Source organism: Ktedonospora formicarum, assembly GCF_016587355.1.
Classification (GTDB): Bacteria; Chloroflexota; Ktedonobacteria; order Ktedonobacterales; family Ktedonobacteraceae; genus Ktedonobacter; species Ktedonobacter formicarum.
Window position 1 is genome coordinate 1,190,628 of sequence record NZ_BNJF01000001.1, and the last position, 26,664, is coordinate 1,217,291.

24 protein-coding genes are annotated in these 26,664 nt (G+C 51.1%); 12 read left to right on the forward strand and 12 right to left on the reverse strand.

What is annotated here, in order from left to right; genetic code table 11:
* Positions 1 to 348 precede the first annotated feature (348 nt).
* The 4 genes from K3T82_RS05130 to K3T82_RS48995 all read right to left on the reverse strand — a co-directional run bounded on the left by K3T82_RS05130 (position 349) and on the right by K3T82_RS48995 (position 3,350).
* Positions 349 to 837 (reverse strand): hypothetical protein, encoded by a 489-nt coding sequence (locus tag K3T82_RS05130; protein WP_220192409.1) that lies wholly within the window; start codon positions 835 to 837, stop codon positions 349 to 351.
* A gap of 121 nt (positions 838 to 958) precedes the next feature.
* Entirely contained in the window at positions 959 to 1,630 is a 672-nt protein-coding gene (locus K3T82_RS05135; RefSeq protein WP_220192410.1) for a hypothetical protein, read from the reverse strand.
* A gap of 329 nt (positions 1,631 to 1,959) precedes the next feature.
* Positions 1,960 to 2,793, reverse strand: coding sequence for a Mur ligase family protein (locus tag K3T82_RS05140; protein ID WP_220192411.1), 834 nt, complete (start codon positions 2,791 to 2,793; stop codon positions 1,960 to 1,962).
* Complete coding sequence (locus K3T82_RS48995; RefSeq protein WP_220192412.1) at positions 2,790 to 3,350, reverse strand: Mur ligase family protein; 561 nt, start codon at positions 3,348 to 3,350, stop codon at positions 2,790 to 2,792. Before K3T82_RS48995 ends, K3T82_RS05140 begins: the two co-directional genes overlap by 4 nt.
* Positions 3,351 to 3,595: 245 nt before the next feature.
* Here K3T82_RS48995 and K3T82_RS05150 point away from each other — a divergent pair, with 245 nt between their 5' ends.
* The 5 genes from K3T82_RS05150 (at position 3,596) to K3T82_RS05170 (ending at position 8,993) form a co-directional block, all read left to right on the forward strand.
* Positions 3,596 to 4,099, forward strand: coding sequence for a hypothetical protein (locus tag K3T82_RS05150; protein ID WP_220192413.1), 504 nt, complete (start codon positions 3,596 to 3,598; stop codon positions 4,097 to 4,099).
* Positions 4,100 to 4,489: 390 nt separating this feature from the next.
* A complete protein-coding gene (locus K3T82_RS05155) occupies positions 4,490 to 7,255 on the forward strand; it encodes a sensor histidine kinase (RefSeq protein WP_220192414.1) in 2,766 nt (921 codons plus the stop codon).
* 34 nt (positions 7,256 to 7,289) lie between these two features.
* Positions 7,290 to 8,072, forward strand: a complete 783-nt coding sequence (locus tag K3T82_RS05160; protein WP_220192415.1) for a response regulator — start codon at positions 7,290 to 7,292, stop codon at positions 8,070 to 8,072.
* 311 nt (positions 8,073 to 8,383) lie between these two features.
* Positions 8,384 to 8,773: a response regulator transcription factor gene (locus tag K3T82_RS05165; protein WP_220192416.1), complete on the forward strand. Its 390-nt coding sequence runs from the start codon at positions 8,384 to 8,386 to the stop codon at positions 8,771 to 8,773.
* Between the two features lie 31 nt (positions 8,774 to 8,804).
* Positions 8,805 to 8,993 carry a hypothetical protein gene (locus K3T82_RS05170; RefSeq protein WP_220192417.1) on the forward strand — a complete coding sequence of 63 codons (189 nt, stop codon included), beginning with the start codon at positions 8,805 to 8,807 and terminating at the stop codon, positions 8,991 to 8,993.
* A gap of 304 nt (positions 8,994 to 9,297) precedes the next feature.
* On the opposite strand, the gene K3T82_RS05175 is transcribed toward K3T82_RS05170, so the two are convergent.
* From K3T82_RS05175 to K3T82_RS05190, 4 genes are all read right to left on the reverse strand, one after another.
* Complete coding sequence (locus K3T82_RS05175; protein ID WP_220192418.1) at positions 9,298 to 9,600, reverse strand: hypothetical protein; 303 nt, start codon at positions 9,598 to 9,600, stop codon at positions 9,298 to 9,300.
* Between the two features lie 116 nt (positions 9,601 to 9,716).
* Positions 9,717 to 10,352 carry an RNA polymerase sigma factor gene (locus K3T82_RS05180; RefSeq protein ID WP_220192419.1) on the reverse strand — a complete coding sequence of 212 codons (636 nt, stop codon included), beginning with the start codon at positions 10,350 to 10,352 and terminating at the stop codon, positions 9,717 to 9,719.
* A gap of 462 nt (positions 10,353 to 10,814) precedes the next feature.
* Positions 10,815 to 12,839, reverse strand: a complete 2,025-nt coding sequence (locus tag K3T82_RS05185; protein WP_220192420.1) for an acetoin utilization protein AcuC — start codon at positions 12,837 to 12,839, stop codon at positions 10,815 to 10,817.
* Positions 12,832 to 13,575: a CBS domain-containing protein gene (locus K3T82_RS05190; RefSeq protein WP_220192421.1), complete on the reverse strand. Its 744-nt coding sequence runs from the start codon at positions 13,573 to 13,575 to the stop codon at positions 12,832 to 12,834. Before K3T82_RS05190 ends, K3T82_RS05185 begins: the two co-directional genes overlap by 8 nt.
* Positions 13,576 to 13,920: 345 nt before the next feature.
* On the opposite strand from K3T82_RS05190, the gene K3T82_RS05195 reads away from it, so the two are divergent.
* Positions 13,921 to 16,293, forward strand: coding sequence for a S9 family peptidase (locus K3T82_RS05195; protein WP_220192422.1), 2,373 nt, complete (start codon positions 13,921 to 13,923; stop codon positions 16,291 to 16,293).
* Positions 16,294 to 16,458: 165 nt separating this feature from the next.
* On the opposite strand, the gene K3T82_RS05200 is transcribed toward K3T82_RS05195, so the two are convergent.
* Together K3T82_RS05200 and K3T82_RS05205 are read right to left on the reverse strand one after the other, a co-directional pair.
* On the reverse strand, positions 16,459 to 16,857 hold the full coding sequence (locus K3T82_RS05200) for a hypothetical protein (protein ID WP_220192423.1): 399 nt from the start codon (positions 16,855 to 16,857) through the stop codon (positions 16,459 to 16,461).
* A gap of 21 nt (positions 16,858 to 16,878) precedes the next feature.
* Complete coding sequence (locus K3T82_RS05205; RefSeq protein WP_220192424.1) at positions 16,879 to 18,204, reverse strand: hypothetical protein; 1,326 nt, start codon at positions 18,202 to 18,204, stop codon at positions 16,879 to 16,881.
* Between the two features lie 268 nt (positions 18,205 to 18,472).
* Here K3T82_RS05205 and K3T82_RS05210 point away from each other — a divergent pair, with 268 nt between their 5' ends.
* The 3 genes from K3T82_RS05210 (at position 18,473) to K3T82_RS05220 (ending at position 21,831) form a co-directional block, all read left to right on the forward strand.
* Positions 18,473 to 19,600 (forward strand): DNA-methyltransferase, encoded by a 1,128-nt coding sequence (locus tag K3T82_RS05210; RefSeq protein WP_220192425.1) that lies wholly within the window; start codon positions 18,473 to 18,475, stop codon positions 19,598 to 19,600.
* A gap of 114 nt (positions 19,601 to 19,714) precedes the next feature.
* On the forward strand, positions 19,715 to 20,512 hold the full coding sequence (locus K3T82_RS05215) for an inositol monophosphatase family protein (RefSeq protein ID WP_220192426.1): 798 nt from the start codon (positions 19,715 to 19,717) through the stop codon (positions 20,510 to 20,512).
* Positions 20,513 to 20,721: 209 nt separating this feature from the next.
* Positions 20,722 to 21,831, forward strand: coding sequence for a L,D-transpeptidase (locus K3T82_RS05220; RefSeq protein ID WP_220192427.1), 1,110 nt, complete (start codon positions 20,722 to 20,724; stop codon positions 21,829 to 21,831).
* 88 nt (positions 21,832 to 21,919) lie between these two features.
* Here the strand turns inward: K3T82_RS05220 and K3T82_RS05225 are convergent, their stop codons facing one another.
* Positions 21,920 to 22,840: a C39 family peptidase gene (locus K3T82_RS05225; RefSeq protein ID WP_220192428.1), complete on the reverse strand. Its 921-nt coding sequence runs from the start codon at positions 22,838 to 22,840 to the stop codon at positions 21,920 to 21,922.
* A gap of 247 nt (positions 22,841 to 23,087) precedes the next feature.
* Between K3T82_RS05225 and K3T82_RS05230 the strand changes: the two genes are divergently transcribed.
* The gene (locus K3T82_RS05230) at positions 23,088 to 23,960 is read left to right on the forward strand and encodes a DUF72 domain-containing protein (RefSeq protein WP_220192429.1); all 873 of its coding nucleotides are present in this window, start codon (positions 23,088 to 23,090) and stop codon (positions 23,958 to 23,960) included.
* Here K3T82_RS05230 and K3T82_RS05235 read toward each other — a convergent pair.
* Positions 23,875 to 25,116: a glycosyltransferase family 4 protein gene (locus K3T82_RS05235; RefSeq protein WP_220192430.1), complete on the reverse strand. Its 1,242-nt coding sequence runs from the start codon at positions 25,114 to 25,116 to the stop codon at positions 23,875 to 23,877. The genes K3T82_RS05230 and K3T82_RS05235 overlap by 86 nt on opposite strands.
* A gap of 373 nt (positions 25,117 to 25,489) precedes the next feature.
* Between K3T82_RS05235 and K3T82_RS05240 the strand changes: the two genes are divergently transcribed.
* Together K3T82_RS05240 and K3T82_RS05245 are read left to right on the forward strand one after the other, a co-directional pair.
* Entirely contained in the window at positions 25,490 to 26,038 is a 549-nt protein-coding gene (locus K3T82_RS05240) for a helix-turn-helix domain-containing protein (RefSeq protein ID WP_220192431.1), read from the forward strand.
* Positions 26,035 to 26,658: a transposase gene (locus tag K3T82_RS05245; RefSeq protein ID WP_220192432.1), complete on the forward strand. Its 624-nt coding sequence runs from the start codon at positions 26,035 to 26,037 to the stop codon at positions 26,656 to 26,658. Before K3T82_RS05240 ends, K3T82_RS05245 begins: the two co-directional genes overlap by 4 nt.
* Positions 26,659 to 26,664: the final 6 nt, after the last annotated feature.

Here is a 26,664-nt window from a genome sequence, read left to right on the forward strand (position 1 = left end):
CTAACAACAACAATGGTGTCAGTACTCTAACCGCAGAGTACCATGTAACGCATCTGGCCCGAACCTAACCACCGTTAGTTTAATACAATTCGTGGTCATAGTGCAACCATACAAGGCCCACATAACCACATCCATAGAAGATGAACAACTAAATGCATAATAAGAACAAAATCTATGCGCGCCCCAGAAGGACGCGCTATATAACCTTACAAACGTTCGTTCTGCTCCACTGGTATCACAAGCTCCAATAAATGATCAAGAGTACCACATACAACAACGGGACCTGAAGCGTTACATTCAGGTCCCGTTGTTGTATGTGATTAAAGCTCTATCTACCCTTGTACGATCTTAATCATTATCCCAGATATGTTTCGCACCAGTCTCGCCTCTCGAACTTTTCGAGTCTATCGTCCGATTGTTTGAATAGTAGTAATTGCTCTCGAAGGAATCACCATCATCGTCACTACCCGCATAATGTCGCCATACGCCAATAATGATACAAATGACCAGCGCGCAAATTATCAGGATCCAGGTCCATGCGGACAGAGGGCCACTGGATGACGAACCACTTGAATGATGATAATATGTATGCGAACGATACCGATATGTTGGGCGCTTGGACTGCGACAACGAAATCTTAGAGGTATAGATCTGAGCGATACGCATCACTGGCAGCCTCTCCTCCACCAATGAAGACACACGTTGCGTCGATTGCAACGCCTCACCTATTCGACTCACCTTGACCAAACTAACGCTTGATATGCATAACACAACGATAAAGCAAGCTAGCAAACAGGCGAGAACAATACCAGCGTATACATATCGCGCGCGACTCATTAGTATCTCTTTCATCAAAACTTCGCTTCACTCCTTGGCGAATGCCTGAACACGCCAATAACGTTGGTTTTATATCAATTCCTACTTCACCAACTAACATCTGTATGCATACGACCAGTTGCTAGAAACTTCCGCCTGCGCCACCACCGCCACCACCACCTCCAAAACCACCGCCTCCGCTATAGCCTCCATGCCAGGAGTGATGGCGACGATAACCACGAAAACGCCCGCCAGTCAGGCGATTGAAAAAGAATAGTCCAATTCCCAAAGCTAAAGCCCCCAGACAAACAAGTGCGCTATGAGCCCCTTCCCCAAAGCCATCGGAAGTATTTCCGCCCTTCAGCGATTCTTCGAGTGAACGCAGAAGGGCCAATGTCCCCTCTGTATAGTTGTTGCTCCCCACTTTATTTTTAAAAGCCTCATAGGCCGCATCGTACTGTGATTGCTTCAGCTCAATATTCGACCCACCCTGTAGCCAGAAATAGCGATGCGCCGTATCAATCCCCATCTCAAAATGGCCTGGCTCCTTATTGGCCTTTTCCTTGATATCGTCCTCAAAAGCATTCTTATCACCGTTGAAAGAGTTCGTAGTGTAGATATCTATAGTTTTGGAGAGATTATTCGCCTCAGCCATGACCTGTTGGGCATTCAGAACGTGCGCGTCATCCTTTAATATTCCACTCGCAGCCAGAGCTGACTGACTTACAAGTAAGCTCACACTCAAAGCCAGTAGTGAGCTCAAAACGCAAATCAATGCCAGATTCCCCAACCGCCGTGACATGTCTATACGCATACGATCTCCTCTCATTGCATTCAAGGGCTGCACCCACTATATTCACCAACGCAGATATAGTAGAGTTATTTTTATAACTGGACTTTTAATACATTGTCACTCTCATCGCATAGGTATGTAGACGTGTTGCTATCGCGAATATCCAAAGGGATTGGACATCCAACACGTTCAATTTGGGAGGATTTTCGCCATCTCGATACGTACAGAGGAGAGATCTGAGCTGAGCAAGCTTAAGCTATGCGCCTATATAGTAGGCTCAAGCCTTCTGAACGCTGCTCAAGTAATCAGCCAACCTCTCTCCCCTGTGAGATGCTCTGAGCGCAGACGTTTTAATGCTTGGGAGACTCACATTTTGAGCGCACATATTCTACGAACTTGTCGCCACGATCAAACTCATTTAAGAACATGCCGAAACTGGTGAAGCCAGGGGAGAAGAGGAGCACATCGCCTGGACGCGCCAGGTCGAGCGCGGTATCAAGCGCCTTCTGGAAATCGCTGAACACACCTCGAACAGGATCGCTTGCCTCCTGGCGCGTAACCTCCTCACGCAGCGCAGGCAAGAGTTCATCAGTTCCGTTACCAGCCAGTAGCACAACATCGCGGCAGCGCCGGATAATCGTCTCGGGCCAATGCTCTAAAGGAAGATGCTTGGTATTTCCGCCCGCTACCAGCACGATAGGCTGATCGAAAGCCTCCAACGCGACCTGTCCCGCGATGGGCGAGGTGCTGGTGCTATCATTGATAACGCGCACATCACGCCAGATCCCAATCTCTTCCAGGCGATGCGAGACAGCACCAAAGTGACGAACCACCTCGGCGATAACTTCATCGGGGACGCCAAGAAGGCGCGCAGTTGTCGTCGCCAGCAAGATATTTTCCAGATTATGTTTGCCTTTGAGAGGAGTCTCTACAAAGGTAAAGGGCTCAACATGGGTGGGAGTGCCATCAACGAGAGCGGAGCGTGGGAAGCTTCCCCCTAATTCAACGCTGATAAACCAGGCTTGGCCGGGAGCCTCCAGACCAAAGCGGCGCGTCCAGGGGTTATCATAATTAAAAACCGCGATCCCCTCTTCAGTCTGGAAACGGAAGATGTTGGCCTTAGCCTCGGCATAATCCTCCATCCCGTTATATGTGTTGAGATGGTCAGGATAAACGTTGGTCATAACTGCGACAGAAGGACTAATACTATGGGGGCCAGGCCCTCAAGCTGCCAGCTAGAGAGTTCCAGTACGACCTGCGTCTCCGGAGTAATCTGCGGCAGGAGCGAGAGCGTCTCAACACCCGCCACATTTCCACCGATGACAACCTGTAAGCCATGTGTCTGTAAAATGGCGTGAATGAGACTCGTCGTTGTTGTCTTGCCACGTGTACCAGTAATGCCAATAATACGCCCTGGGCAGGCCATAAAGAAGAGCGCGATCTCCATTTCGATGCGTGCCCCATGCTCCTGTGCCAGAAGCAGGTAGCGCGAATCGCGCGGCACACCAGGATTACGGATCACAATATCAGCCCAGACAAAGTCTTCGTCGCGATGCTGGCCCAGAATAAATTCAATGGGCAGACCAGCAAGCGCTCGTACACTCGGCGCGAGCACCTCTGGCGACTTCATATCTGTCACGCGCACAATAGCGCCTTGCTGAGCAGCATAACGAGCAGCCGCCATTCCTGAGCCTTGCAAACCCAGGCCCATGACCAGCACACGCTTTCCCCGCAGGTCCATAGCACAAACCCTCGCTTCCCTCTACCCTCTTATACAAAAACCAACGCCGCTCTCGCGGCTAGCGCTCCCGCGCTCAGGTTTTTGAGCGGCTTCATTATTTCATCGTCTTCTCATCATACCAGAATCACAAGGGAGAGACAATCGTATATGCTATACTATGCATACAAATTCATGCATGCCATACTGGTTTCTCATACGGCAACCTTTTTCTATTTATGTTGCCGTTGTTCTAAACGAGAGAGCATATGTCTGACTTCGAGAAAGATGATTGCCTGTCCAAAGATGAGGTCAAATTCACGGACCTGGAGCTACCCAAGCGAGGTCTCCGCTTCAGAGTACTGGCATCGGGCCAACATATCTTCCGTATCGCGCGCTATCCGGCTGTCAGAGGTGCAACCCTGGTAGTGCTTGCGGCATTGTTGCTCTTCATCTTCTTACCAGACCTCGTGGCGATTAGTCAACTGCTCTTCAACAATCACACCTCACAGGTTCAGCAAGCGACTGATACCCAGCCTTGCTCCCTTTCAGTCATCATCGTTAGCAGTCCAGGCCCATTCAATGGAGCACATTACTGGCGCAAAGGAGTTCAAAAGAAGACGGCACAGGGTAGTGAGTGTATAGAGAAAACAGACACCCACACCTGTACGGTTTCAGGAGGCACCGTCAATGAGGTAAGCACCAATATTGACGATGGCACCTGGCAAGTCGTCAATCTGGCAGGCACCCCTCAAGCAGTAAAATGCAGGTAGATTCATAATACAAGTGCATATAAATCTACGCTCTGGACTACATCTCTTGTCTTTCACGCACGCTATACACATGATACACAGGCATGATATCTTGTGATACAATTAAAGATACTATAGTTTCTGTCAACAAATAGAGATACCAAGGGAGAAGAAACAGGCAATGATCTGGCGCATAGCCTCGAATAGAGCCAGTCGAGAGCGGTGCGCGCTAAGTTGATAGCTAGCTATAAAAAGCATTTGCCAACGCCGCCTGTGCGGCAGTTGGCTTCGCCGCCACATGGTTCCACCTCAGGCTGAGTTTGTGTTGTGTGACGCCTGAGCCTCTCAGGCGGCTGCGCTCAGGCAAATGAATGGCTGGCAATGTTGTTGATGGGGAGGGGAGGAGCAACTATGTTGTGCAATGAGTCGAACCATCAAGCGAAGCTCTCAGGAGTACAGGCAGCAGGGAAGCGACAACCAATGGAACTAGTACCCGCAATGCAACTTGAACCTATCCTGGAGCATCTCTCCAGTGGGGTCGCACTGCTTGATGCCCAGACACTCCATATCCGTTATGTAAATGCCTACTTACGCGCGCTCTTAAGCGATCCCTGGGACAGCTACCAGGAACTTCGCGGACACCATCTGCGCGAGGTCATACCAGAAGAGGTATTTCTGCGTGCGCTGCCTCTTTTACAGGAGGTTGCCAACACCAACCAGGCTCAACATTACGCGGAGGTGCCCTATGAAGGCTTGCTAGAAATACGAGGACGCACCTACTGGCGGATCTCACTTGAGCACGTTCAAATAGCCTTTGAGGGGCAAGACAACGTACCAACATTGCTTGTGACCCTGGAAGATGTTACAGAACGAGCACGCTCGCGCCTGCATCTACACGCGATCCATACTATATCCACAGCTATTGCCGGACCAACAGCCCTTCCCAGGGTACTTGATCGCATCCTACAGGCATTGCATGAAATGATCGGGGCCAAGCGTTGCGCGATTTTGCTCACGGAACAGGCTACGCATAAGGGGGAACCCTTTGATATACAAAGCAACAAGCATACGCAGCAAACCATCCATATAGTTGCACGCCAGGGAATTCACCCGACCTCTTATGAATGGGGCTCGAGAGAAGATGAACATACCCTGTTCAATCAGGTCGCTCAAAGCGGACACGCCTTGATCGTCCCAAACACTAACACACAGCCAGAACTCTACCTCCCATATATTGACGACCACGGGACTGCATGTCGCCCTGGCTCCGTGCTGTGCGTTCCCATTCATATTCCTTATGAGGGAAACGACCATATCTCCATCGCTCACGAAAGGCAGCCTACATCCAGCACACTTGGGACTATCGAAGTTTATCATAAACGCGCACGCGGTTTCCCCAGCGAAGAGGTACAGCTTTTGGAGCGCTTCGCGCAACAGGCCGGGCTGGCAATACATAACGCACGCCTCTTCCGGGATGTCGAGAACTGGGCACGGACCGCAAATCGGCATGCCCACCAACAAGAGAAAATGATGAGCGCTATCCCCGATGGAATCGTCATCTTCGACCCACACTGGCAAGTCGTTGGTGCCAATCCAGCAGCACGCATGCTCTTTGACTGGGACGATGAAATTACTGGTCTCTCACTTCAGCAATTAGTGAAACGAAGCGCTCCTATTCTACCGCTCTCAATCACAGAGAAACCAGACTTTGTTACCATTCTAGAGGAGCGGGCGCAGAAACGTGCCAGCGACGAGATGAAACTCATCAACTCTGAGGGGCGTGCTTACACTCTACGCTGCTCATATACCCCCATACCCGATGAGCAGGAAAACATTTTCGCCTATATCATTGTCTACCATGATGTAACAGAAGGGGCGGCTGCCCTGGAGCGAATCGAAGCCGAAGTAATCAAACGAACACGCGAACTGGCCCAGCACAACATAGCGCTACAACAGTCCAAGGCGGAGCAAGAACTCACGAATGCTCGCCTCCAACTTCTCCTGAAGCGCATGCCTTCTGGCGTGCTGCTAGTAGACGCTCCACACACGACAATCAACCTGATTAATCGCCGAGGAGTGCAACTGCTTCAGAAGATGGGCGCCCCCCTGGAACCGCTCGATGATCCCGACCTGGCCGCCCAGCAAGCCCTTGGACTAGAATGCGACACCCTTCTACATAATCTCGCCATGCATGACTCGTCTGGGCGCCTAGTTCCCTATGAAGAACGCCCGATGCATCTGGCCCTCTTCAAGGGACAAGCAAGCGAGGCTGAATTATCCTTGATACTTGAAGATGGCTCCATTATGTGCCTGCTCATCAACGCAGCGCCTATGCTCTCGGCAGGAGGCACCATCACCAGCGCGGTTGTTGTCATGCATGACATCAGTCGCACAAAAGCGCTTGAGCGGACACGCGAAGACCTCTTCAATACCATGGCCCATGAGCTCAAGACGCCATTGGCAAACATCCGCGCCCACTTGAGCGCGCTTCTCACACCGGATCTACGAGTCACACAAGAAGAGCAGATGAACTACCTGCAAACAGCAGATGAGCAGGTAGAACGCCTGGTTGGCATGGTGAATCACTTCCTGGATGCCTCACGCGTCGAGGCGGGTGCCTTACGACTCGACAGGGAGCCAATCATCATTCCCGAACTTTTCGAGGACCTGCAAGAGCGGCTGGAGGCCCTGATCTCCGATTCCCAAATTCAGCTCCAGATTCTCCTGCCAGAAGAGCTACCGGCTGTTGATGGGGATTACGAACTGCTTATGAGTGTGCTTACTAATCTGCTTAGTAATGCCTTTAATTACGCGCCAGATGGGGATATAATTCAGTTAGAGGCAAAAATCGCGCGTGGAGGGAAAGGTCGCCGGGGCCCAGGAGTAACGTTACGCGTCACCGATCATGGACCTGGCATGTCAGCGGAGAAGCAGAAAGCCATCTTCCAGCGCTTCTATACCTTCTCATCCATGAGCACCCGTTCGCAGGAGTCACTCACTCTTCCACGCAAACGCGGAAGCGCTCGCTGGAGTCCGGGCACCGGCCTGGGGCTCTACATCAGCCGAGGGATCATCGAGGCACACGGAAGTAAACTGACGCTGAAGACCAGCCCTGGACAGGGAGCCAGTTTCGCTTTCACGCTTCCAGTTCATGCCGCTCATGAGCCACAGAAATAGTTTGCGAGGACACGTACTGGAAGGGAAACCCATTATGGTAGCTAGTGAGAAAAAAATTCGTGTACTGTGTATTGAAGATGACGCGCAAATGCGCACATTCCTCACAGCCCAGTTGAAAGCGCGCGACTTTCACACACAAGCCGTACGGGATGGGGCGCAGGCTATTGATGTCGCGGCCATCTTCCAACCCCAAATTGTACTGCTTGACCTCTCACTTCCCTCGCTCGATGGCTTGGCATTCCTTCGCCGCCTACGTGAATGGAGTAACGCGCCAGTTATCATTCTCTCGGCTCATGATGAGGAGCCAATCAAGATTAAAGCCCTTGATATGGGCGCAGATGACTACCTGACCAAACCTTTTAGCCTCAACGAGTTGCTCGCACGCATTCGCGTCTCACTCAGACGAAGCGAGGAAGCCGCGCGCCTGCGCAACAGTACCGCTCCCGAGGCCCCAAGGCCCACCTACCATTGTGGAGGGAAAGATGGCCTCCAGGTTAACTTCGCGCGTCGCCAGGTGCTCGCGGGCGGACAAGAAGTACACCTGACCCCAACGGAATATGATTTGCTCTGCGAACTCACCCACAATGCGGGTAAAGTCCTGACGCATCGCGAATTGCTCCAACGAGTCTGGGGGCCAGATTACAGCGCTGAGAACACCTACCTGCGCACCTTTATTCGCCACCTGCGCCGCAAACTCGAACCAGATCCTGCTCGTCCGCGCTTTCTGCACAACGAGCTAGGGGTAGGATACTATGTGCCCCCACCCGATGCGGATGAATTGGACGCAGAGGCCGAAAGCGCGCATTCTCAGCAATGAGAACCACCTAGAAGGGCCTTCTGGCAATTTCATAGCTTTTCACGCCATTTTCACACAACAGGCGCGATCTTTACGTCTTTCTCACTCTTTTTCAGGTACACTTTGGATCAGAGGCCGTAGAGATTGGGCCTCCTCGTCGCACCAGCCGACGCGCCGCAGGGCGAAACATCACATATGAGCGAGATGTAGGTGTTATGCACAACATACTAGCGGATTGCGAATGCACTGGTTCCGACGATTATGCGAGCTTGTCAAAAGGAGCGCAGGCACTGCAACAAGCATTGGTCCAACCCACAAGAGAAACATCGGCAATGCAAAAGCCTCATACACATATCCTGTTGGTTGAAGACGATCTTGACCTTGCGAGCCTGGAAGCAAATTTTCTGGCAGCTCATGGCTTTACCGTCATTACTGTACAGAATGGAGAAGATGCTATAGCCTTTCTGCGCAAGGGTCATCCTGACCTTGTGCTTCTGGACATCGAACTGGCAGGGCAATTGAACGGTTGGCAGGTATTCGAAACGCTACGGCACTCAATGAACACCCCGGTCTTGCTCACAACCAGTTCGCTCAACGGAATGCGCAAACAGTTACGAGACCAGGCAGAAAGCCGAGCCACGCTCGACCATCTGGCAAAACCATACACCATGCCGAAGCTGCTCAAACGCGTGCAACGCATGTTGATGGTAGCACCCAGTTAGAGGCCATTGATTCTCATATAAGGAGGTTCATATGGATCGCAAGGAAGACCGTGATATTCTGCGCAAGGGTGGTTTCGCCGAAAATGAGGTCGTACAATTGAGCAAGTTGCGAGCCTACTACGCTGAGAAGGAAAGGCAGCGGGCCGCAATCGCAAATCGTCGTCTGGAATTTATACGCTGGCTCGTCGCCAATGGGAAATTGAGCGACCAGATCGCTTAAAAGGCCAACACGCAGGTCTCCAATGCCTGTTTTAGCAGTACATGGTGTTGAGAAATCAGAGGCAATATCTCTGATTTCTCAACGCTTTTTGTTTTCATCACGTAACTGCTTAGGCCCCTCGCCACCTACGGTAGCTCGCATAGGCCAGGGGATGCTTTGCGTTGAGAAGTCTCCGCTCTAAACACACAAAGAAAAGGACCCTGCGGTGCCGCCAGACTTTCTATGCGGCATCGAGGGTCCTGGGCGAATACGCCTATTTCCAGGTGGCCTGAACATGGCCTAGCCTCTTTCTATTCCAACCATTTTAGGAGGGCTGGAGGTGAGGATAATGCACCACCAGATCATCCACAATTTCAAACGCGGGCGGCAGAGAATCCTCAGGGTTCGCCTGCAACGTCTGAGCAGAGCGCATGGCTTCCTCGATATCCTCATCAGAGAGATACTGAGGCAGCGGCAAACGTGAAACGGTAGTAAGAATGTTCTCGATTACTTCCGTAGGAGGCTCTATCTGATCAAGCTGCAAAAAGAGCTTGTCAATTTCATCATCTGTCATGAAATCGTCGCTGTTTCCAATGAAAAGGTCTTTGTCGAATGGCTGCTGTTTCATATTTGCTCCCTCTTACGTCGTTCGTATCGCTTCTGAGAGTATCACGAATGATCTAAGAAAGGAGTTTCAGATTTCCAAGCCTTCTTATCTTTTTTTCAAAAATCCCCTTAGGAAACTTAGACGGTTGCTTTCATTGTTTGCCACTGGAGCGCGAGCGCGTTGCGAAGGAGTGGGCGAGCACGCTGGAAGTACGTCTTCGCTGTTGCCTCTGGCATCTTGAGCGTACGGCCAATCTCCGAGAAGCTTAACTGACCGGCATAGCGAAGCAACACAACAGAGCGAAATTTTGGTGGAAGGTTATCGATAGCCTCTCGCAGAGCACGCTGCAAATCATTACGTTCGGCGGTTTCATCAGGCAAGGGACTATTGTCAGGCATAATGTCCAGAGGTGAGAGATCGTCATCATCACTTGATGACTCCAGGTCAGAAAAATGAATAGCACGCTTGCGACGCAGTTCGTCAAGACAGCGGTTACGCGCAACCTGGAACAACCACGCCTTCAGCGGCTCACCAGTGCGCAGTTTCGGCATGGAAATATAGAGTTGCAGGAACACTTGCTGGAGAATGTCACTTGCCAGGTCATAATCACCCAGACAACGGCAGATAAAGTTAAACAGGGGGGTTTGATACCGACTAACCAACATTTCAAAGCCAGTCTGGTCACCAGCCATGGTACGTTGTACCAACATACCATCGGTAATTTGGGAAGCCTCATTCTTCGTTTGAGCTTTGGTGCGTTCACGTACTTGCATGTTTATTCCAACCTCGCTTTCTTTTGTCCCCTATAGAGTAGCCGCTTGAGGTTGGGAATTCAAGTATTTTTGGGGCTTAAAAGCTCTGCTATAAACGACTTTAAGCGTAAACTAACAACCTTAAGACCACATAAGCTAAATCTTAAAAGGAGGTAAGTCAATTTTTAATCATTCTCTAATGAGTTTCTAAGCGCTCTTTAAGCTTAAGGCTTTCTAGAGTGAGGTTGGGATGTGGAAGGAACTACCTATATCACGCATTATCCCCACCAAAGGGATACATGCCGATTCAATATCTGCGATAACTTCTCGGTCAATATGATATGCCATAAAGCCTTGGAAGCCATCTTGATACAAATTCCAACAAGTAAAAATAGTGGAGAAATTGTGAGAAACTTCAATACAAAGGCTGGCTCGCTCCATAATGGAAGCCTAAGCCAGCCCAAGCATTCCTTAAGCTTAAGCTTAGAAGCGTGAAAGATTAGGGGAGCTAAGTAAATGGCTCAAGAATTGATTCGCGGTTCGCGTCTCGACACGCTTGCCAATGCGAGCCAGCAACACATTGCTTGGTTCCATGCTCACATTTGGCTCCGTTGTGGGATACTCAATGAAACCTTGAGCACCAAAGAGACGTGAGATCAACTGACGATAACGATAGACGGAGAGGCCCAGACTCTCAGTATCCCAGTGCCATGAGAGGCCAATAGCGAAGAGAATCATATCCTCAAGGGCATCTAGTTCCAGAGCAAAGGCTAACATATGACGCGCAATATTCAATCCCCGCCAGTCAGAACTGACCTCGATGGCAACTTCATATAGATTCTCAATACCTTCCCACCACTCATCGGCGGGCGCGATTGTCACCTGTCCCACGATGGCTCCCTGTGGCGTATAGGTCAGAGTTAAGGCACAGTCAGGGCTACGTGCGATATCCAGCAAAAGCTGATGCTCTCGCTCGGGAAGGCGCGCGAAGGTATGCAATCCGGGATCGGGATGCAAGCGCTCCACCAACGAAACAGGGCTGAAATCGCGCATCAGCAAAGGCCCTCTCGTAGTGTCAAACGAGCGACTACGCGAAGGTGATTTTGTCGGGTCATGATTTAAATGTAGCAGATCAAACAGCCCAGCAAGTGGAGAGCGGGGTCTTTGCGCAGGAAAAGCCTGACGCACCGAGGGAGGAATAACCAGGTGACGCACCAAGGCCGCCGTATGCCTATTTATACTATTTATCGACATACGACGCGGTTGTGGTGGAAAGTGACGAGCATCATCTATAAAGCTTGTAGGAAACTCATGCCATGCAGGAGATTTCCCCATCACGGACTGCGCCGCCTCATCGCTATCACGCGCAGCCTCCCAGATAGGACGCCAACGCGCGACCCACTCCTCGGGGAGTTTATCAGGCAGGTCTTGCTCAGATAATTCTGCCCAGAGCAAGCTCCAGGCACGCGGCACCACACGGTAAAGGGCGTATCCACCACCACCAACCGCGACCCAGCGCCCCTGGCTATAGGTATCGGCCAGGGAACGAGCCATTTTGATCTGCGCGCGAATGCCACGCATAGTCAGATTGAGATGGGTCAACGGGTCCCATGCATGTGTATCACACCCATGCTGGGTAACGATAACATCAGGCGAATAAGAAGCTACCAATGGGCGCAGAATGGATTCCATGATCTCAACATAGGAATCATCCTCGGTAAAAGGCTCAAGGGGCACGTTGATCGCGAAACCGCGCCCTCCACCACTCCCAGTCTCCAGTACATCACCAGTCCCAGGAAAAAGGTAGCGCCCCGTCTCATGTAGCGAAATGGTCATTACGCGTGGTTCATCATAAAAAGCCCGCTGCACGCCATCGCCGTGATGGGCATCAAAATCAATATACAGTATCTTCGCTTCGCTCGAACGCAAGATATGGGCTACCGCGATGGCGACGTCATTATAGATACAGAAACCAGAGGCGCGATCATGCCAGGCATGGTGCAAACCACCAGAGGGGTGAAAGACACGTAACGGACGCTCAATCTCTGGAAAGCTCCCCCCTTCGGGCAAACCCATAACAGCGCTCAAGGCGACTAGTGTACCACCCGCAATGCGCGCGGAAACTTCATGCATACCAGGCAAACTTGGTGTGTCATCACTACCAAAGCCATAGCGCAATTCGAGTTGCTTCCGCTCCTTAAGCGCCTCTGAATCACCTGTCTCGTTCCAAGGCTGACTCAGACGTTGCACTGCGTCGATATATTCCTCGGCATGGACCAGGCCCAACTCCTCACGGGTCGCGAGGCGAGTATGGAGCCTGGTCTCCTCATGGGTCTGATCCCAGAGTTTCGAGGTCTCCAACAGATCCATTAAGGCGCGCAGGCGCGTGGGTTGTAGTGGATGTTGTGGTCCAAAGTCATATTTAAGCTCTTCATTATCGAAGATCAAACGCGCCCGAGGTGAAACCGACTCACGCGGCTCCCGAGCCTGAGAAATGGCATCAGGCATCTATCATATCCCCTTCCATTGGTGATGCTCCAATAGAGTAATGAATGCCTTCCTGTTGCAAACGTAGCAATAAAGGCGCGGGATTAATCGTACCCAGACGTATAGTCGCGACTGTAGGAACGCCCCCATCCGTTGGTGCAGCAAGCACACTACGCACATAAACATGCATCTGAGAGGCAATCTCCAGGAAACGCGCCAGGGGTAAGCTATCACCGAGAGGAAGCATTATCACCAATTGCATACCAGGTTCAGTAGCACCCATCGCACGCGAAAAGGCCAGCAGAAGATCGCTACGAGTCACTAATCCTTCTAACAGGGCCTTGCTCTCTCCATCTATCTGCTCATAAGTCACGACTGGTAGGTAGTTCAAATTGCGCTCAACCATGATCTGAACGGCGGAAGAAACACTCGTCGTTGGTTGCACACGGATCAGCGCGCGATGCATAACCTCAACAACACGACGCTCAAGCCAGGAGCGCTGGAGCGCGCGACTCGATGCTTCCTGGCGAGCGAGCATGGCCTGAAGATCAATATCCTGCGACGTGAGCATCCCCTCTAATAGATGTAAAGTCTTGTATTTCTTCTTTTTCGTCTGTTGCTCATCAGCCACATGACGCACACGAGCGACTGGCAGATGATGAAAACCATGCTGCCGTAGCAGGTTCACAGCGTGAGCCAGTGTATCATCCGGAGCAATGGTTATTGGCTTGGTTGACATGATATCTTGAACTATCATTTGCCCTCCCAACAGATACATATGGGCATCAGTAGAGCACTTCATTTGCAAACGAGGAGATAGAGGAGACGCGCGCCAGTGTGCGTAGAGCCTAACTTCTCAGGTGCGCACAGTGTGTATCATAGCACAGAACTACATACAGGGCACAACTTCTCTTTCGCGCCTCCGTACATATGCATAGACAAGCTAATAGGGACACTTGCTCATATGGCAGAGGCAGATAGATCATCTGTAATAGAGCCGAGTGCCATGCGGAGGAACAAAGCACTCAGGCATCCGTCCAGAGAGTGCGCATACCACAACACAGGTTTGCGTATAATGAGAACGTAGTGTAAGGAGCAACATATGGCTGAAGATACAGAAAACACCACACCACGCCCCCATTTCCCTTTCGACAATCAAGGGGAGCAATCACATAATCAAAACAGAGATACAGCATCACCTACACAGCCAGAAACGGACATAGAACAAGAGCAGGAATGCCTGCACACAGTAGGGGACATCACACTTCCAGAGAAGCGGATTACTGAAGCGAGTGCCGATGAACCCGCTACCGAAGAAACCTCAGTGCATGAGCATGCCATAGATGCCCAACAACATCTTAACGCGCCACATACGCCACCAATAAACAATGAAGCCCAACAAAGCACGGAAGCATCTACGCCTGAGCAGGAGCCAGCTGTAAGCGCCACCACCATCAATGTCCCCGTCAAGGACATTCCAACTCAAGCGGAAGAGAAGAAACCTCTCTCAGCGCTTCCCTCTATGAGAATCGAAGATCTGACAGAGTTCCAAGTCGCAGGAGAGCCTCAAATCTCGCCAGATGGCTCACTGATCGCGTTTAGTGCTCTCACATGCGATGCGGAGAAGAACAGCACCAGCAGCGCGATCTGGCTGGTTGAGAGTCAGGGAGGGAGAATCCAGGAACCTCGGCAGATAAGTAGCGGAGAACATCTTGATTTCGCGCCTCGCTGGTCCCCAAATGGACACAGCCTGGCCTTTGTGAGCACACGCAGCGGTTCACCTCAAATCTATATCCTTCCCCTCCAAGGAGGCGAGGCACGCCAGGTCAGTTCTCTGCCCACTGGAGTCTCCGAGTATAGCTGGCGTCCAGATGGCTCGATGCTCCTGGCTCATAGTCCCTGGAAACCTGCCGACGACCAAGAGCAACAGGAGAAGGAAGAAACCTCCTATGCAGTGACCCGTCTCGCCTCACACTGGGATGGCACAGGGTATAAACAAGGGCGGCATGAACAGCTCTGGCTACTGACGTTGGATGGTCAGGCCACGCGCCTGACCTCTGAGCCCGTTGACCTCATGCAATCTTGCTGGTCCCCAGATGGCAACGAGATCGCATTTAGCGCTAACCGTCGGCCTGATCCAGACTTGAGCGTTAGCTCCGCGCTCTGGGTACTAACCCTGGCGACGGGCCAACTGCGCCGCCTCACACCAGAGGAGGGCCTGGCTCAGATGCCATCCTGGTCACCAGATGGCAAAACCATTGCCTTTCTTTACACATCTGACCAGACCGAAACAGGCAACATCTCTCCCTGGATTGTTGCGGCAAGTGGGAAAGAAGAGGCCAGACCAGCCGCCGCAGGTGCCGATGAGCTAAACTGCCAGATGTGGATCATCGACGAACTGCGTAGTGAATTCCTGGCAGCACCACAATGGTATCCAGATAGCCAGTCCTTCATGGTCCCCACACAGGCTCAGGGCCAGGTCCACCTTACGCGTGTGAATGTGACCAACAACCACATTGAGCGCCTCACCAGCGGAAATGGACGCTATCTCGCCCCTCATTTGCAACGGAACGGGCAGGCTATCACAATGGTACGCGCGGACTGGTTTACCCCTGGCGATATCTGGAGCATGGACGGGGCAGGAGGAAACCTCCACAAGCTTACCCGCGTCAACGACACGCTATTACGCCAGCGTCAATTAATCCGTCCCAAACGTATCACCTGGAAAGGCGGAGATGGCATCACAGATATCGAGGGCTGGCTCTACCTTCCTACACTCCCTCAGGGGAAGCGTGCACCTCTGATTCTTGCTCCACATGGTGGTCCAACTCTGGCCTGGGGTGATAGCTACTCTCACGAATTTCAGGTCCTGGCGGGACGAGGTTATGCCATTCTAGCACCTAATCCGCGTGGTAGTTCTGGCTATGGAGAGCAATTTAGCCGCGCGGTTCTCAATGACTGGGGTGGAGGCGACTTCCAGGATCTCATGGAAGGTCTGGGCCATGTAATAGCCACCGAACCAGTCGATGAACAGCGCCTGGGTATTAGTGGTATCAGCTATGGCGGCTATATGACAAACTGGGCCATTACCCAGACCGAGCGCTTCAAAGCCGCTGTTAGCCGAAACGGGATTAGCGACCTTGCACATGCAGGTATCCTTTCGGACCAAACACTCTGGTTCAACTTATCTATGGAAACGCCAGAACTACAGCATGAGCGCTCGCCACTCACCTACGTTGACCACATCAAGACACCACTGCTGCTCTTACATGCCGAAAACGACCTGCGTTGTCCTATCAGCGAATCAGTCCAGTTGTTTGTGCAGCTACGCAAACGCAAACAGACCGTACAACTGGTTCGCTATCCTCAGACCAGTCACCTGATGGACTGGCCTACCGTAGGCACGCCTCAGCAACGCCTTGATCGCATCCGGCGTACCATTTCCTGGTTTGAACGCTTTATGAAAGAGGCCTAAAGAGCTTACAGAGAAGTCGATTGACTTCTCTGTAAGCATCACCAAACCACGAAGGAACTGCTGAAAGCATGGCACCTTCTGCGATAACTCGTAATAAAAATAGGCTGGTTTGTTGGCAAACCAGCCTATTTTTATTCGTCCCCTTGAGTGGAAGGAAGCCTCTACTTACTTCGCGGTGAACAACTGAACGATATAGACAATAGAGGCAACGAGCAGGAATATGCCATAAGCGGCTGACGCGATACGCGATATCCGGTGCGAGTTTCGCAAGAGATGGGCAGGAGGCTGAAAACTATGCAGAGTTATGCGAGCAGCGATAAAAAAGATCCCTGCCAGAAACACAAAGTCCAGCACACGTACCGGAAAGGCCCCATTAAAGATAGCGAAGGTAACAACGACCGCGCAAAACATCAGAATGGCACCCAGGATATCCAGGATTGCCAGACCCATGAACTTAGGCTCATCAAAGGGCACACCTAGCAACCTGGGTGACACACGCAAAATGAGTACAAAACCCGCGATATACGCAATGATGCTCAGGAAAGAGAGTATAACAAACTGCATGTACATGTAACCCCGAAATTATTATCCCCAAGAGAACAGGCGAGCATCCTTCTCCAGGAGGCGCGCGCTCTTTTCACCAGGATAAAACAAGTACACATCAGATGGGGCAACCCCCTCCGCAGCCTCGCTGCTTTGTAACGCGAACGCCTCTCCATCACCACGCCAGGAGATAGGCCCTGCCACAAAAGGCGTGTAAACCTGCATCTGCTCAACCTGATCAAGCGAAGTCACATAGGGCCCCTGTCCACTCACACGATGCAGTTCAGTCGCAGCAATCATCTTATCGTGTGGACTCCAGCGCAGGACAACATCATGGGCCAGAAAAGCTGCCGGGGCCTGAGTAAAGAGCGTCTGAGAGACGCTTCCATCGTGCTGTATGACTTTTATAGCGCCCACTTCGCTCCCCGGCGTGCCGTTCTCAATCGTCTGGACGACCAGCATTGTACCATCAGGCGAGATATCCCAACCTGGACGCACTATAGAGCCACTCTTACCCGTAGTACACCAAGCTTCGCTTCCAAGCCGTATCACCTGCTGACGACCAGCACTCGCATTGTTAACATCGATACGATAAATTGACAAACTACTATTCTGCTGACCGGGTTGCTCAGCAACCTGATAGTAGAATTGGCCCTGAGCATAGCGCATCGAGAGCAACATAGGCTGCCCCTGTTGGGCGTTGGCTGGATTCTTCGCGCCAAGCACATCGCCAGAGAAAACCTTGCTCAAGCTGTGGGCCTGTACATCGTAGCGATAGAGACCCGCGTCGGTGCTTGTTTTTCCTGTAACGCCATTGTACCATGCCAGGAGGTGATTCGCATCCTCCCATACCGCATACTGCCAGGAATCACTATAAGGCTTCCCCTCGGCTTTCGCGTCCGTGGTCACCTGAGGCAGGGTAAGCGCGGTAAGTTGCTGTGTACTGGTATCCAATACATAGAGGCTACTGGTCGTCGTATAATCGGGACCAGGGCAGCCCCCACCGCCAACCCCTACAGGCAAAGCATTAAAGAGAAACGCAAGATACTTATGGTTCTCCGACCAGGAGGGAGGCTGCCAGAACACTTCAGGAGTCTGCGCAAAATCAAAATGCGTGAGCTGTGTCGCGCTCTCGCTATTAAGCGCCACCCATAGTTGCCTCTGCCGGATAAAAGTATAGTATCCCACCTTTGAGCCAGTTGGCGCATCCTGTACGCGGATAGTGGGCGATGGTAAAATTGCTGGCGTCCCATTGCCGGTATCAGGCGTTCCTGACGGAACCGTGCCATTGCGGGAGCCACAGGCTGCCAGAAGCAGTAACAAACCCAGGCTAAGGAGGAAAAGCTTCAGAGAAAATAATCGCCGCATGACAGATCACCTCATAAATTTCGCGAGAAGCGTATAGGCGGATTGCTCGCCTAAGAACAAGCGTATCGACACAAACTATATCAGGACATACCAAAGTATTGCACCATCACTGTGCTTGAGTATAGCCCGAAGAGGCTACGAAGCCGTTGTGAAAAACCGCTCACCTGGGGATAACACAGTAGAGCAAGAATTGCTAGTATTTCGCTCTGCTGTATGCTACAGTTTGGAGGGGCAAGAGAAATAACATTGTGAGGAAGGCGCAAGAGACATGGCAGAACTGATATGGCAGGGCAAACAGCACGGAAAGGGGCCAGAAGAGGGCGACAGGTCCCATGTAGAGCGTTACCACCTGGTAGAAGAAGGTGAGCAGATCGCTGCACATGCTGATCCAGATGAGGGTTGGTATAATCACCTTATTCATGGCGATAACCAGGACACCCTCCCACTACTCGTCCCCCATTTCCGCGAGCGAGTTGACCTGATCTATATCGATCCACCATTTATGACCGGACGTACTTTTACAAGCAACGAGCAGGTTGCCTACAGCGATACCTGGAATAATAACCTTGATGACTATCTGCAATGGATCTACACGATCCTACATAATCTCTACCAATTACTTTCACCTACGGGCAGTCTGTATATACATCTCGACTGGCGCACCAGCCACTACGCGAAGATTATCTTGGACGAGATCTTTGGCTTTAACGTTCAAGGTCATGGACCAGGCTTTAAAAATGAAATCATCTGGCATTATCAGAGCGGCGGGCGCAGTAAGAAATACTATACACGCAAGCATGATACCATTCTGCTCTATACCAAATCAGATACCTATTGCTTCCATAAAGACCGGATTGGTGAGAGACGCGGATCACATAAACGCAATCACATGCGGCAGGTAGTCGGACCCGATGGACAGATTACCTGGACCATTCGCTCTGGCGGCAAGCTCTATACCTATAGCGAGGATACTCTTATTGCTCCAAGTGATGTATGGAGCGATATCAGCCATCTTCATCAGAAAGACCCTGAGCGCACCGGTTATGCCACCCAAAAACCAGCCGCCCTCCTTGAACGTATCATCCTCGCGTCATCCGAGGAAAACAGTCTTGTGCTCGACTGCTTCTGTGGCAGCGGCGTCACACCTGCCGTAGCGGAACAGTATGGACGTCGCTGGATCGCCTGTGATAAAAGTCATTTAGCCATTCACACAACTCAGAAGAGAATTCAAGCACTTTCCCTACACCATCCATATAAAAAACTCACGATTGCAAAATCGAGCGAAGCAAGCATCTATGAATGTCATCTTCCTACTACCCTCTCTGGGCATGCCAGCGAATCCGGAGAGAAGTGTCATATGGTAAGAGAGAACGTCCTCCACTCCAACCATAATTGAAGATCCCTGCGTATCCATTGCATTGAGAGATGATAATCCTTGTCGTATGCTATAATGAGCATATACTAGATTGTGATTATACAAAATAGCCATAAATAGGGATAAATAAAACCCATGCTAGAATTGCTAGAACAACTTTTCAGGCAAGTGCGGCATTACTCGCAGACCGAGCGATTTGATAGCGATAGAGCCCGAGTGTATAGTCAATCATCGAAGCATACAACCATGCAATTTGATCGGGACGCGGAAGATATAATTATCGAGGGTCTGATCCAGAGTGGGCATGGTTTTGAAATTGTCACTGAGGAGCGTGAAACATTTTCCACTGGTGATAACGTCCAGTACCGCATCATCATCGATCCCATTGATGGCTCCACCAATGTAGCACGTGGCCTGATGACTGCGGCAGTCGCTATGGCGGTCCTCCCCATCGAAGCCCCAGTGGTGCCTGAGCAGGTAGAGTGGGCCTTAGTAGGAGATCTCTTTACAGGGAACGTCTACCAGGCTCAGAAGGGGCGGGGAGCATTTCGCAATGGTTTCCGTTGCAAGACCAGCCGTGCGACCAGCTTCAAACACAGCTTGATTGGTTTGAACCTCGATAGACGTGATGAACACGTACGCAATTTGCTCACAAAAGCACCAGCGCTAGGTCAAATACGGCGCACTGGCAGTTCAGCCATTGATTGCGTCTATGTTGCGAGTGGCACCTATGATGCCTACATTGATGTGGGAGACATCATTACAGGGGAATCCTTTCTCGCCTCCGCGAGTATTGTCCTGGAGGCAGGAGGAGTTGTGAGTGATCAGCACGGGAAACCATTACGTCCAATTCAGAATTTGACCGAGGGCTATTCTCTGGTCGTCGCGTGTACCAAAGAGTTACATGAGGCTATTCTCACGAAATTATTGTGAAGCGTCTCATTGTATCTGGGCAGGATGAAAAGGTACGCTGTGTATATCGCATACCCAACCTTAAAAGGTGTACATGCATACATATAAATGCATGTCTATACTAGCGATTCGCCAGGGAAAGCATACCTAGAGTCTCAGCTAAGCACGTAGGCAAGACCTGCTCGCGCCCTCATGCATGCAGAGGCACCTAGATGAAAGAGGACACAGCCATGCGAGCAACACAGTTTACCAGGCATTCGTCGAGAAGGAAAGCATTTGTTGGACTGTTCCCAGGCTTTATCATACTCTGCCTGCTCCTTCTCAGCGCTTGTAGCGGTCAACAAACATTCAACGAAACTTCCGGAACCAGTGTCGCGACCCCAGCCATTGATAACACACTGAAAAACCAGGGCGACACTAAGTTACAGGCTTTTCAGCAATGGATTGCGCTCATCAAACAATCAGGTGGAGAGACCCAAAAATACGATCAGCAGTACACGACTTCACTGCAGGCACTCACCAACGCCAAAACAGCAAATGACTATCAGAATGCTTTAAAAACGCTGACGACTCAGATTAATGACATTCAACTCCCGGCCCTCCAGGCAGAGAGTAAAAGTTTGCAGCAAACTCTGAAGAAGCAGGTTGATGACTGGGGAAAAACACATACCTACCTCGATACCTACGACAATACGACCTATCATCTCGGTTTTGAATATGGCGAAGAGGGCATTGGTAGCTGGATACAGGATGACCTGGATACAGCCAAGACCGTTGCTGATTATCAACAAGCCATTGAAAACGAACAGATGTATCTCTATAATCTCCAGCAAATGAAGAAGAATGCCAGTGATAAAACCCCTTATGACAAAGTTCATCAAACAGATATTGAACTGCTTAAGCACACCAACAAAATGAACAGCCAGGTCGTCATCGTCTCGTTAAGTGAGGAAGCCATGCGTATCTACGACCATGGCAAATTGGTTAAAGCATTTCTCGTCACGACAGGACGTCCTTCTAAGCCCACACCTCCGGGAACCTGGTGGGTTGAGGGAAAACAGGCACCAACGGTTTTCAAGTCGGGTGTAAAGCCGGGCAACCCCGACTATTACCCAGATACCCCAATCAATTATGCCATGCAGTACCATAGCAGCGGCTACTTCATTCACGATAGCTGGTGGCGCGATAACTATGGTCCAGGAACAAACTTCCCCCATGCCGATGATAGTGGTGATGAATTCTCGGCTCAGGGCTCACATGGATGCGTCAATTTGTCCAAGAGTGACGCAAGCTGGGTCTACAATTTCGTGCAGATCTACACAAGCGTCTTCATCTACTAAAAACGATGAACCCCTCTGTGCCATAGCCATTAAGCGGTCATGGTGCAGAGGGGTTCACCTCGTCTACAGGCTTCTAAAAGAAGCCATGTTAGCCGCGCGGGGTCAACACCGCGCTATATGTCTGCCACATTCCAGTGAACATAGCACGCGACATCTGCTGGAAATTGGTGGGAGCGGAATCGGCGATGTAAACATTCTGGCTATCACCACCACGGATGACAAAGAAATGTCCCCCAGGGAAATAGTACGAATCGCGAACACTCACAATGACCGGTGAGCCACTATTGGCGGCATCAATGACCTGCTGCAAGGTACGCGTTCGGCCTGCGCTGGCATTAAACCCATAGTAATTGGCAGTCATCGCAATACCATCCTCGCGCAAAAGGCCAAGGTTGACATCCCATACTCCCAACTCCAACTCTTTCTGTAAGATATCGGAGGCGATCAATTGCCGTCCATAGGAATTCATCACCATTTCAAGCGCGATACCCGAACAGGACGAATAGCTCCAGGTCTGAAGTTGATAGGTATTTCTATACTGATTTGGATCAGCAGAGTCGACGCGAAGTAGGAGCGTACTGGCTGTAGTAACAATAGGAGCCACATGACGCGCTGGCTGATATCCCCGGTTATCGGCATTCGTATTAAATAAACTCAGGCCAATTCCCTGCGAGAAAGTTGTCATGGTACCACCTGCCAACCCGGTTTGTACGAAAAGCAAGAGAATGAAGAGGACAAGCACTCCCACAGAAACCAGCGAGCGGCGATGCTGGTACCAGGGAGAAGGTGCCGAAATCTGGTTGATAGGCTTTTCAACGGAGACTATCTGCCCCTCTTGTAAATGTAAAATAGCCGTAACGTGGCGGTCCAGGGGATGCGAGGGGAGACGGCTATGCGAGGCTAATGAGTATCTGTGACGTTGATGATCACGCCACACACTAAAAATCACAATGGCGGCAATGAGCAGCATTACCACGGCCAGGAATGATGTAATGACAGCAGCCGACATACGTAAAACCTCACCTCATCGCGGCGTGCATTCTTCTGCATCACACAGAATGTAGAAACGCCGCTCCTTCCTTAGATAGTAGTGTGTACATAGTTATTCTTGCATAAGTATAGCGTACTATTCCGTTTCATCACTAGCCAACCACCCAAAACGGCCATTTTGTCTCGCTTACTCACACGTCAGCTATGCTATACTGGCACTACACGGCCCTCAACGAGACGGTTCAGGAAAAGGAAGAGAGGCACTCATGACAGAGGCACACTTTTATATAGGCTGCCCCATGTGGGGCTACAAGGCATGGGTAGGAGACTTCTTTCCAGACAAGACACCCGCCAGCCAATTCTTACACCTGTACAGCCGTAAATTGACTACCGTCGAGGGCAATACAACATTCTATGCGCTCCCCTCCACTGAGACCATTGCACGCTGGCGGCAAGAGACACCACCCTCTTTCCGCTTTTGTCCCAAGGTCACACGCGATATCAGTCATACCCTACCCCTGGATACGCAACAGAATGCTACGCATGAATTTATTCAGCGCATGCAAGGACTTGGTGAGCGCCTGGGGCCAATCTTCTTACAGCTTCCCCCATCCTTTGCTCCTGGACACATAGAGCAACTTGAACACTTCCTCGCGTTCTGGCCACGCGACGTTCGTCTCGCCGTTGAGATTCGCCACCTGGATTTCTTTCGCGAACCACATGCGCACCAGATTGACACGCTGCTGAAACGCTACAATGTCGCGCGTGTCGTGATGGATACGCGCCCGATACGCACAGGATCAGCTAACGAGCAGCAGATGCTCCAGGCCCGCGAGCGTAAGCCCAATGTGCCTGTACATATTGCAGAAAGCGCGGACTTCGCCTTTATCCGCTACATAGGACACCCGCGAATGGAAGTGAATGCGCCATTTCTCGAGCAATGGGCACAACAAATGGGCACATGGCTTCGACAAGGACTGACAGTCTATGCCTTTTGCCATTGCCCATTTGAGGAACATTCACCAGCAATCTGTTGCGAGCTCTATCAGCGCATCAGGGAGTGGGCTCAACTTCCGTCTCTGCCGTGGGAAAATGCACAGATGGAGGATGAGCAGCCGACGCAAGGTCGTCTCTTCTAAGCGGTAGAGTCGTGGTAAGAGGGAATGGAACCAGAGTGGATGGCGCATGAGCACGCGACCAACGCGTACGCACATGCGTCGCGATCACACGGCGATAGACATGCGTATACTTCTCAGCCATAGCCTGAACCGAGAAATGTCCCTCAACATGAGCACGCACTGTCGCCCGCTCAAATTCTTCGATTCGCTCTATACACGCGACCATTTCATCCACATCCTTCACCAGGAAGCCACTGCGACCATGACGAACAACCTCCGGGGCGGCTCCACGCGAGAAGGTAATGACGGGACATCCCAGTGCCATAGCCTCGATCATGACCATGCCAAAGGGTTCTTCCCAGGTGATAGGATTCAGAAAAGCCCGGGCGCGGCTGAGAAGATCAACCTTTTGTTCATGATTGACAGGCCCAATATAGCGAATCTGCTCACCATCAATCTCGGGCTCAATTTGCTCTTGAAAGTAACGCACTGCGTTGGGTACATTGTGATCTACAATACCTGCCAGCACCAATGGAACACCCGCTCGCCGGGCAGCTTTAATAGCCAGGTGAGGACCCTTTTCGGGAACGAAGCGCCCTAGCCATGCCACATATGAATCCGGTCGTTTCACCGTAGGCGTAAACAGATGCATCGGCAGACCATGATGCACCACATCAAGAAAATCAAGGTCTGGTAATGCCTCTTTACGAGCCTGATGACTGATGGAAACCATAGGCATTGTCTTTAGCCAGTGAGCATAATATTTATCGCCATCCCCCATCCATGAGCCAGCCCGGTCAAAAGGGAAGCAGCTATGGAGTGTCATGACATGGGGAAGATGCAGATGTTGTGTTAATGGCAAAAGGTACATATCCGAAGCAGAGGAGAGATGCAGATGCGCAATATCAAAGGATTGCCCACTAATATACTCAACGGATCGATACAAATGATAAAAAGCCTGCAAGTGAGCATACCAGGGAACGCCTTCTTCGATTAAGGCTTGAGGCAGAAATGAGACCAGGCGAGCAGAGGTGCTAGCATCGCCAGGAGCGAGCAATGTTACTGTATGCCCCTGGGCAATCTGCTCCTCGATCAAGTTATAAAGAACGATCTCTGTTCCACCATAGTTTTTAGGGGGAATAGAAATCCAGGGCGGTGCTATATGTACAATGTCCATATGAATACTTCCTCCAGGCAGTTTAACGCGCTACAAAGTGAACAGAAACCACCTCAGAAACATCCATGAACAGGGTTGACCAGGTATCCAGTTCTATCAGTCATGCACTGGATACGAGTAAGATGTTTGGGAAAACACAGCAATTTAAAGAGGGAACCCTCTTCAGCCATTTCTAACACGGAACAGGTAACAACGTAGTGACAGATTACTGTCACTACGGCATGGATATAGGGATTCATCCTAATAGACATGCTACCCAATCTGTGCTATAGATTACACAGACCTGATTTTTCCGCTTATTTATCCAAGCAGACTAAATGGTGCATCCACCAAGTAATGGTAAAATAGGAACATCTCAAAAGTGAGGTGTTCCATGCCAAAGATTTTACAAGTACGAGCGATGACTGACGAAGAAAGCAAGATGATAGAGCATTTGAGCCGTTCTAGAACAGCGCCAGCAAGGCAGGTAGAAAGAGCCAAGATAGTGCAATGGGCGAGCGAACAACAGCGTGTTCCCCAGATCGCAACCCGGTTAGGAGTCGCGGAGAATACCGTGCGCAACTGGCTCCATCGCTTTAACGAGGCAGGATTACCTGGACTCTTTGATGAGGACCGAACCGGGCGACCGCCAACATATAGTCCCCAGGAGGTCTCAGTCGTGGTGGCGACCGCTCTTACCAAGCCCGATGACCTCGGTTTGCCCTTTGGGCACTGGACCCTAGATCGGCTTGAGGTGTACCTCAATGAGGAAAAAGGGATCGCCATCAAGCGCAGCCGGATCAACGAAATCTTGCAGGCGGAAGGGCTGCGATGGCGCAAAGATGAGCATTGGTTTGGCGAACGGGTTGATCCCGACTTCGCCAAAAAAAGGGGGTCATCACCGCCCTCTACACGGTTCCACCAAAGAGGAGCACCGTCGTGAATCTCGATGAAATGGGCCCTGAGTCGGCGAAAAGTTTTCTGGGGAAGAAACTGGTTCATGCTCAGCCCGCTCCAGAGAAGGGCAAGCCCGCCGAGCGGGCCAGCCAGGAGATCGACTATGGACGCCGGGCCAAGGGGTATATCTTTGGTGCCTTTCAACCTGCCACTGGCGAGGCGTTGACGAGGCCCTACGACCGGCGAACGACGGAAAACTGGATCGATTTTCTCAACCTGGTTGAGCAGTGGGTTCCCCAAAGCATCGAACGCATCTACGCGATCTTGGATAATCTGGCAATGCATCGGGCAACCGATGTCCTGCTGTTTGCTTTGCAGTATCCGCGTTGGGAATTCGTCTTCCAGCCGACCTATGCAGCTTACTTGAACCTGATTGAGCCCTGGTGGAAAACGCTGCGTTCCCTGGCGCTCAAAGGGCGGCGCTTCGAGACCTGGGAACAGGTCTGTGATGCTATTGATCGAGCGACAGTTTACTGGAACGCTCATCGTCATCCTTTCGTTTGGGGCGAAAGCGGCGTCATCGCCCTCGTCGTTCATCTGGGATTGCCATCCCGGCCAATATCCGTTAATTTGGTGGATGCACCACTAAAGTTCCCAACGTATTAGAGGATA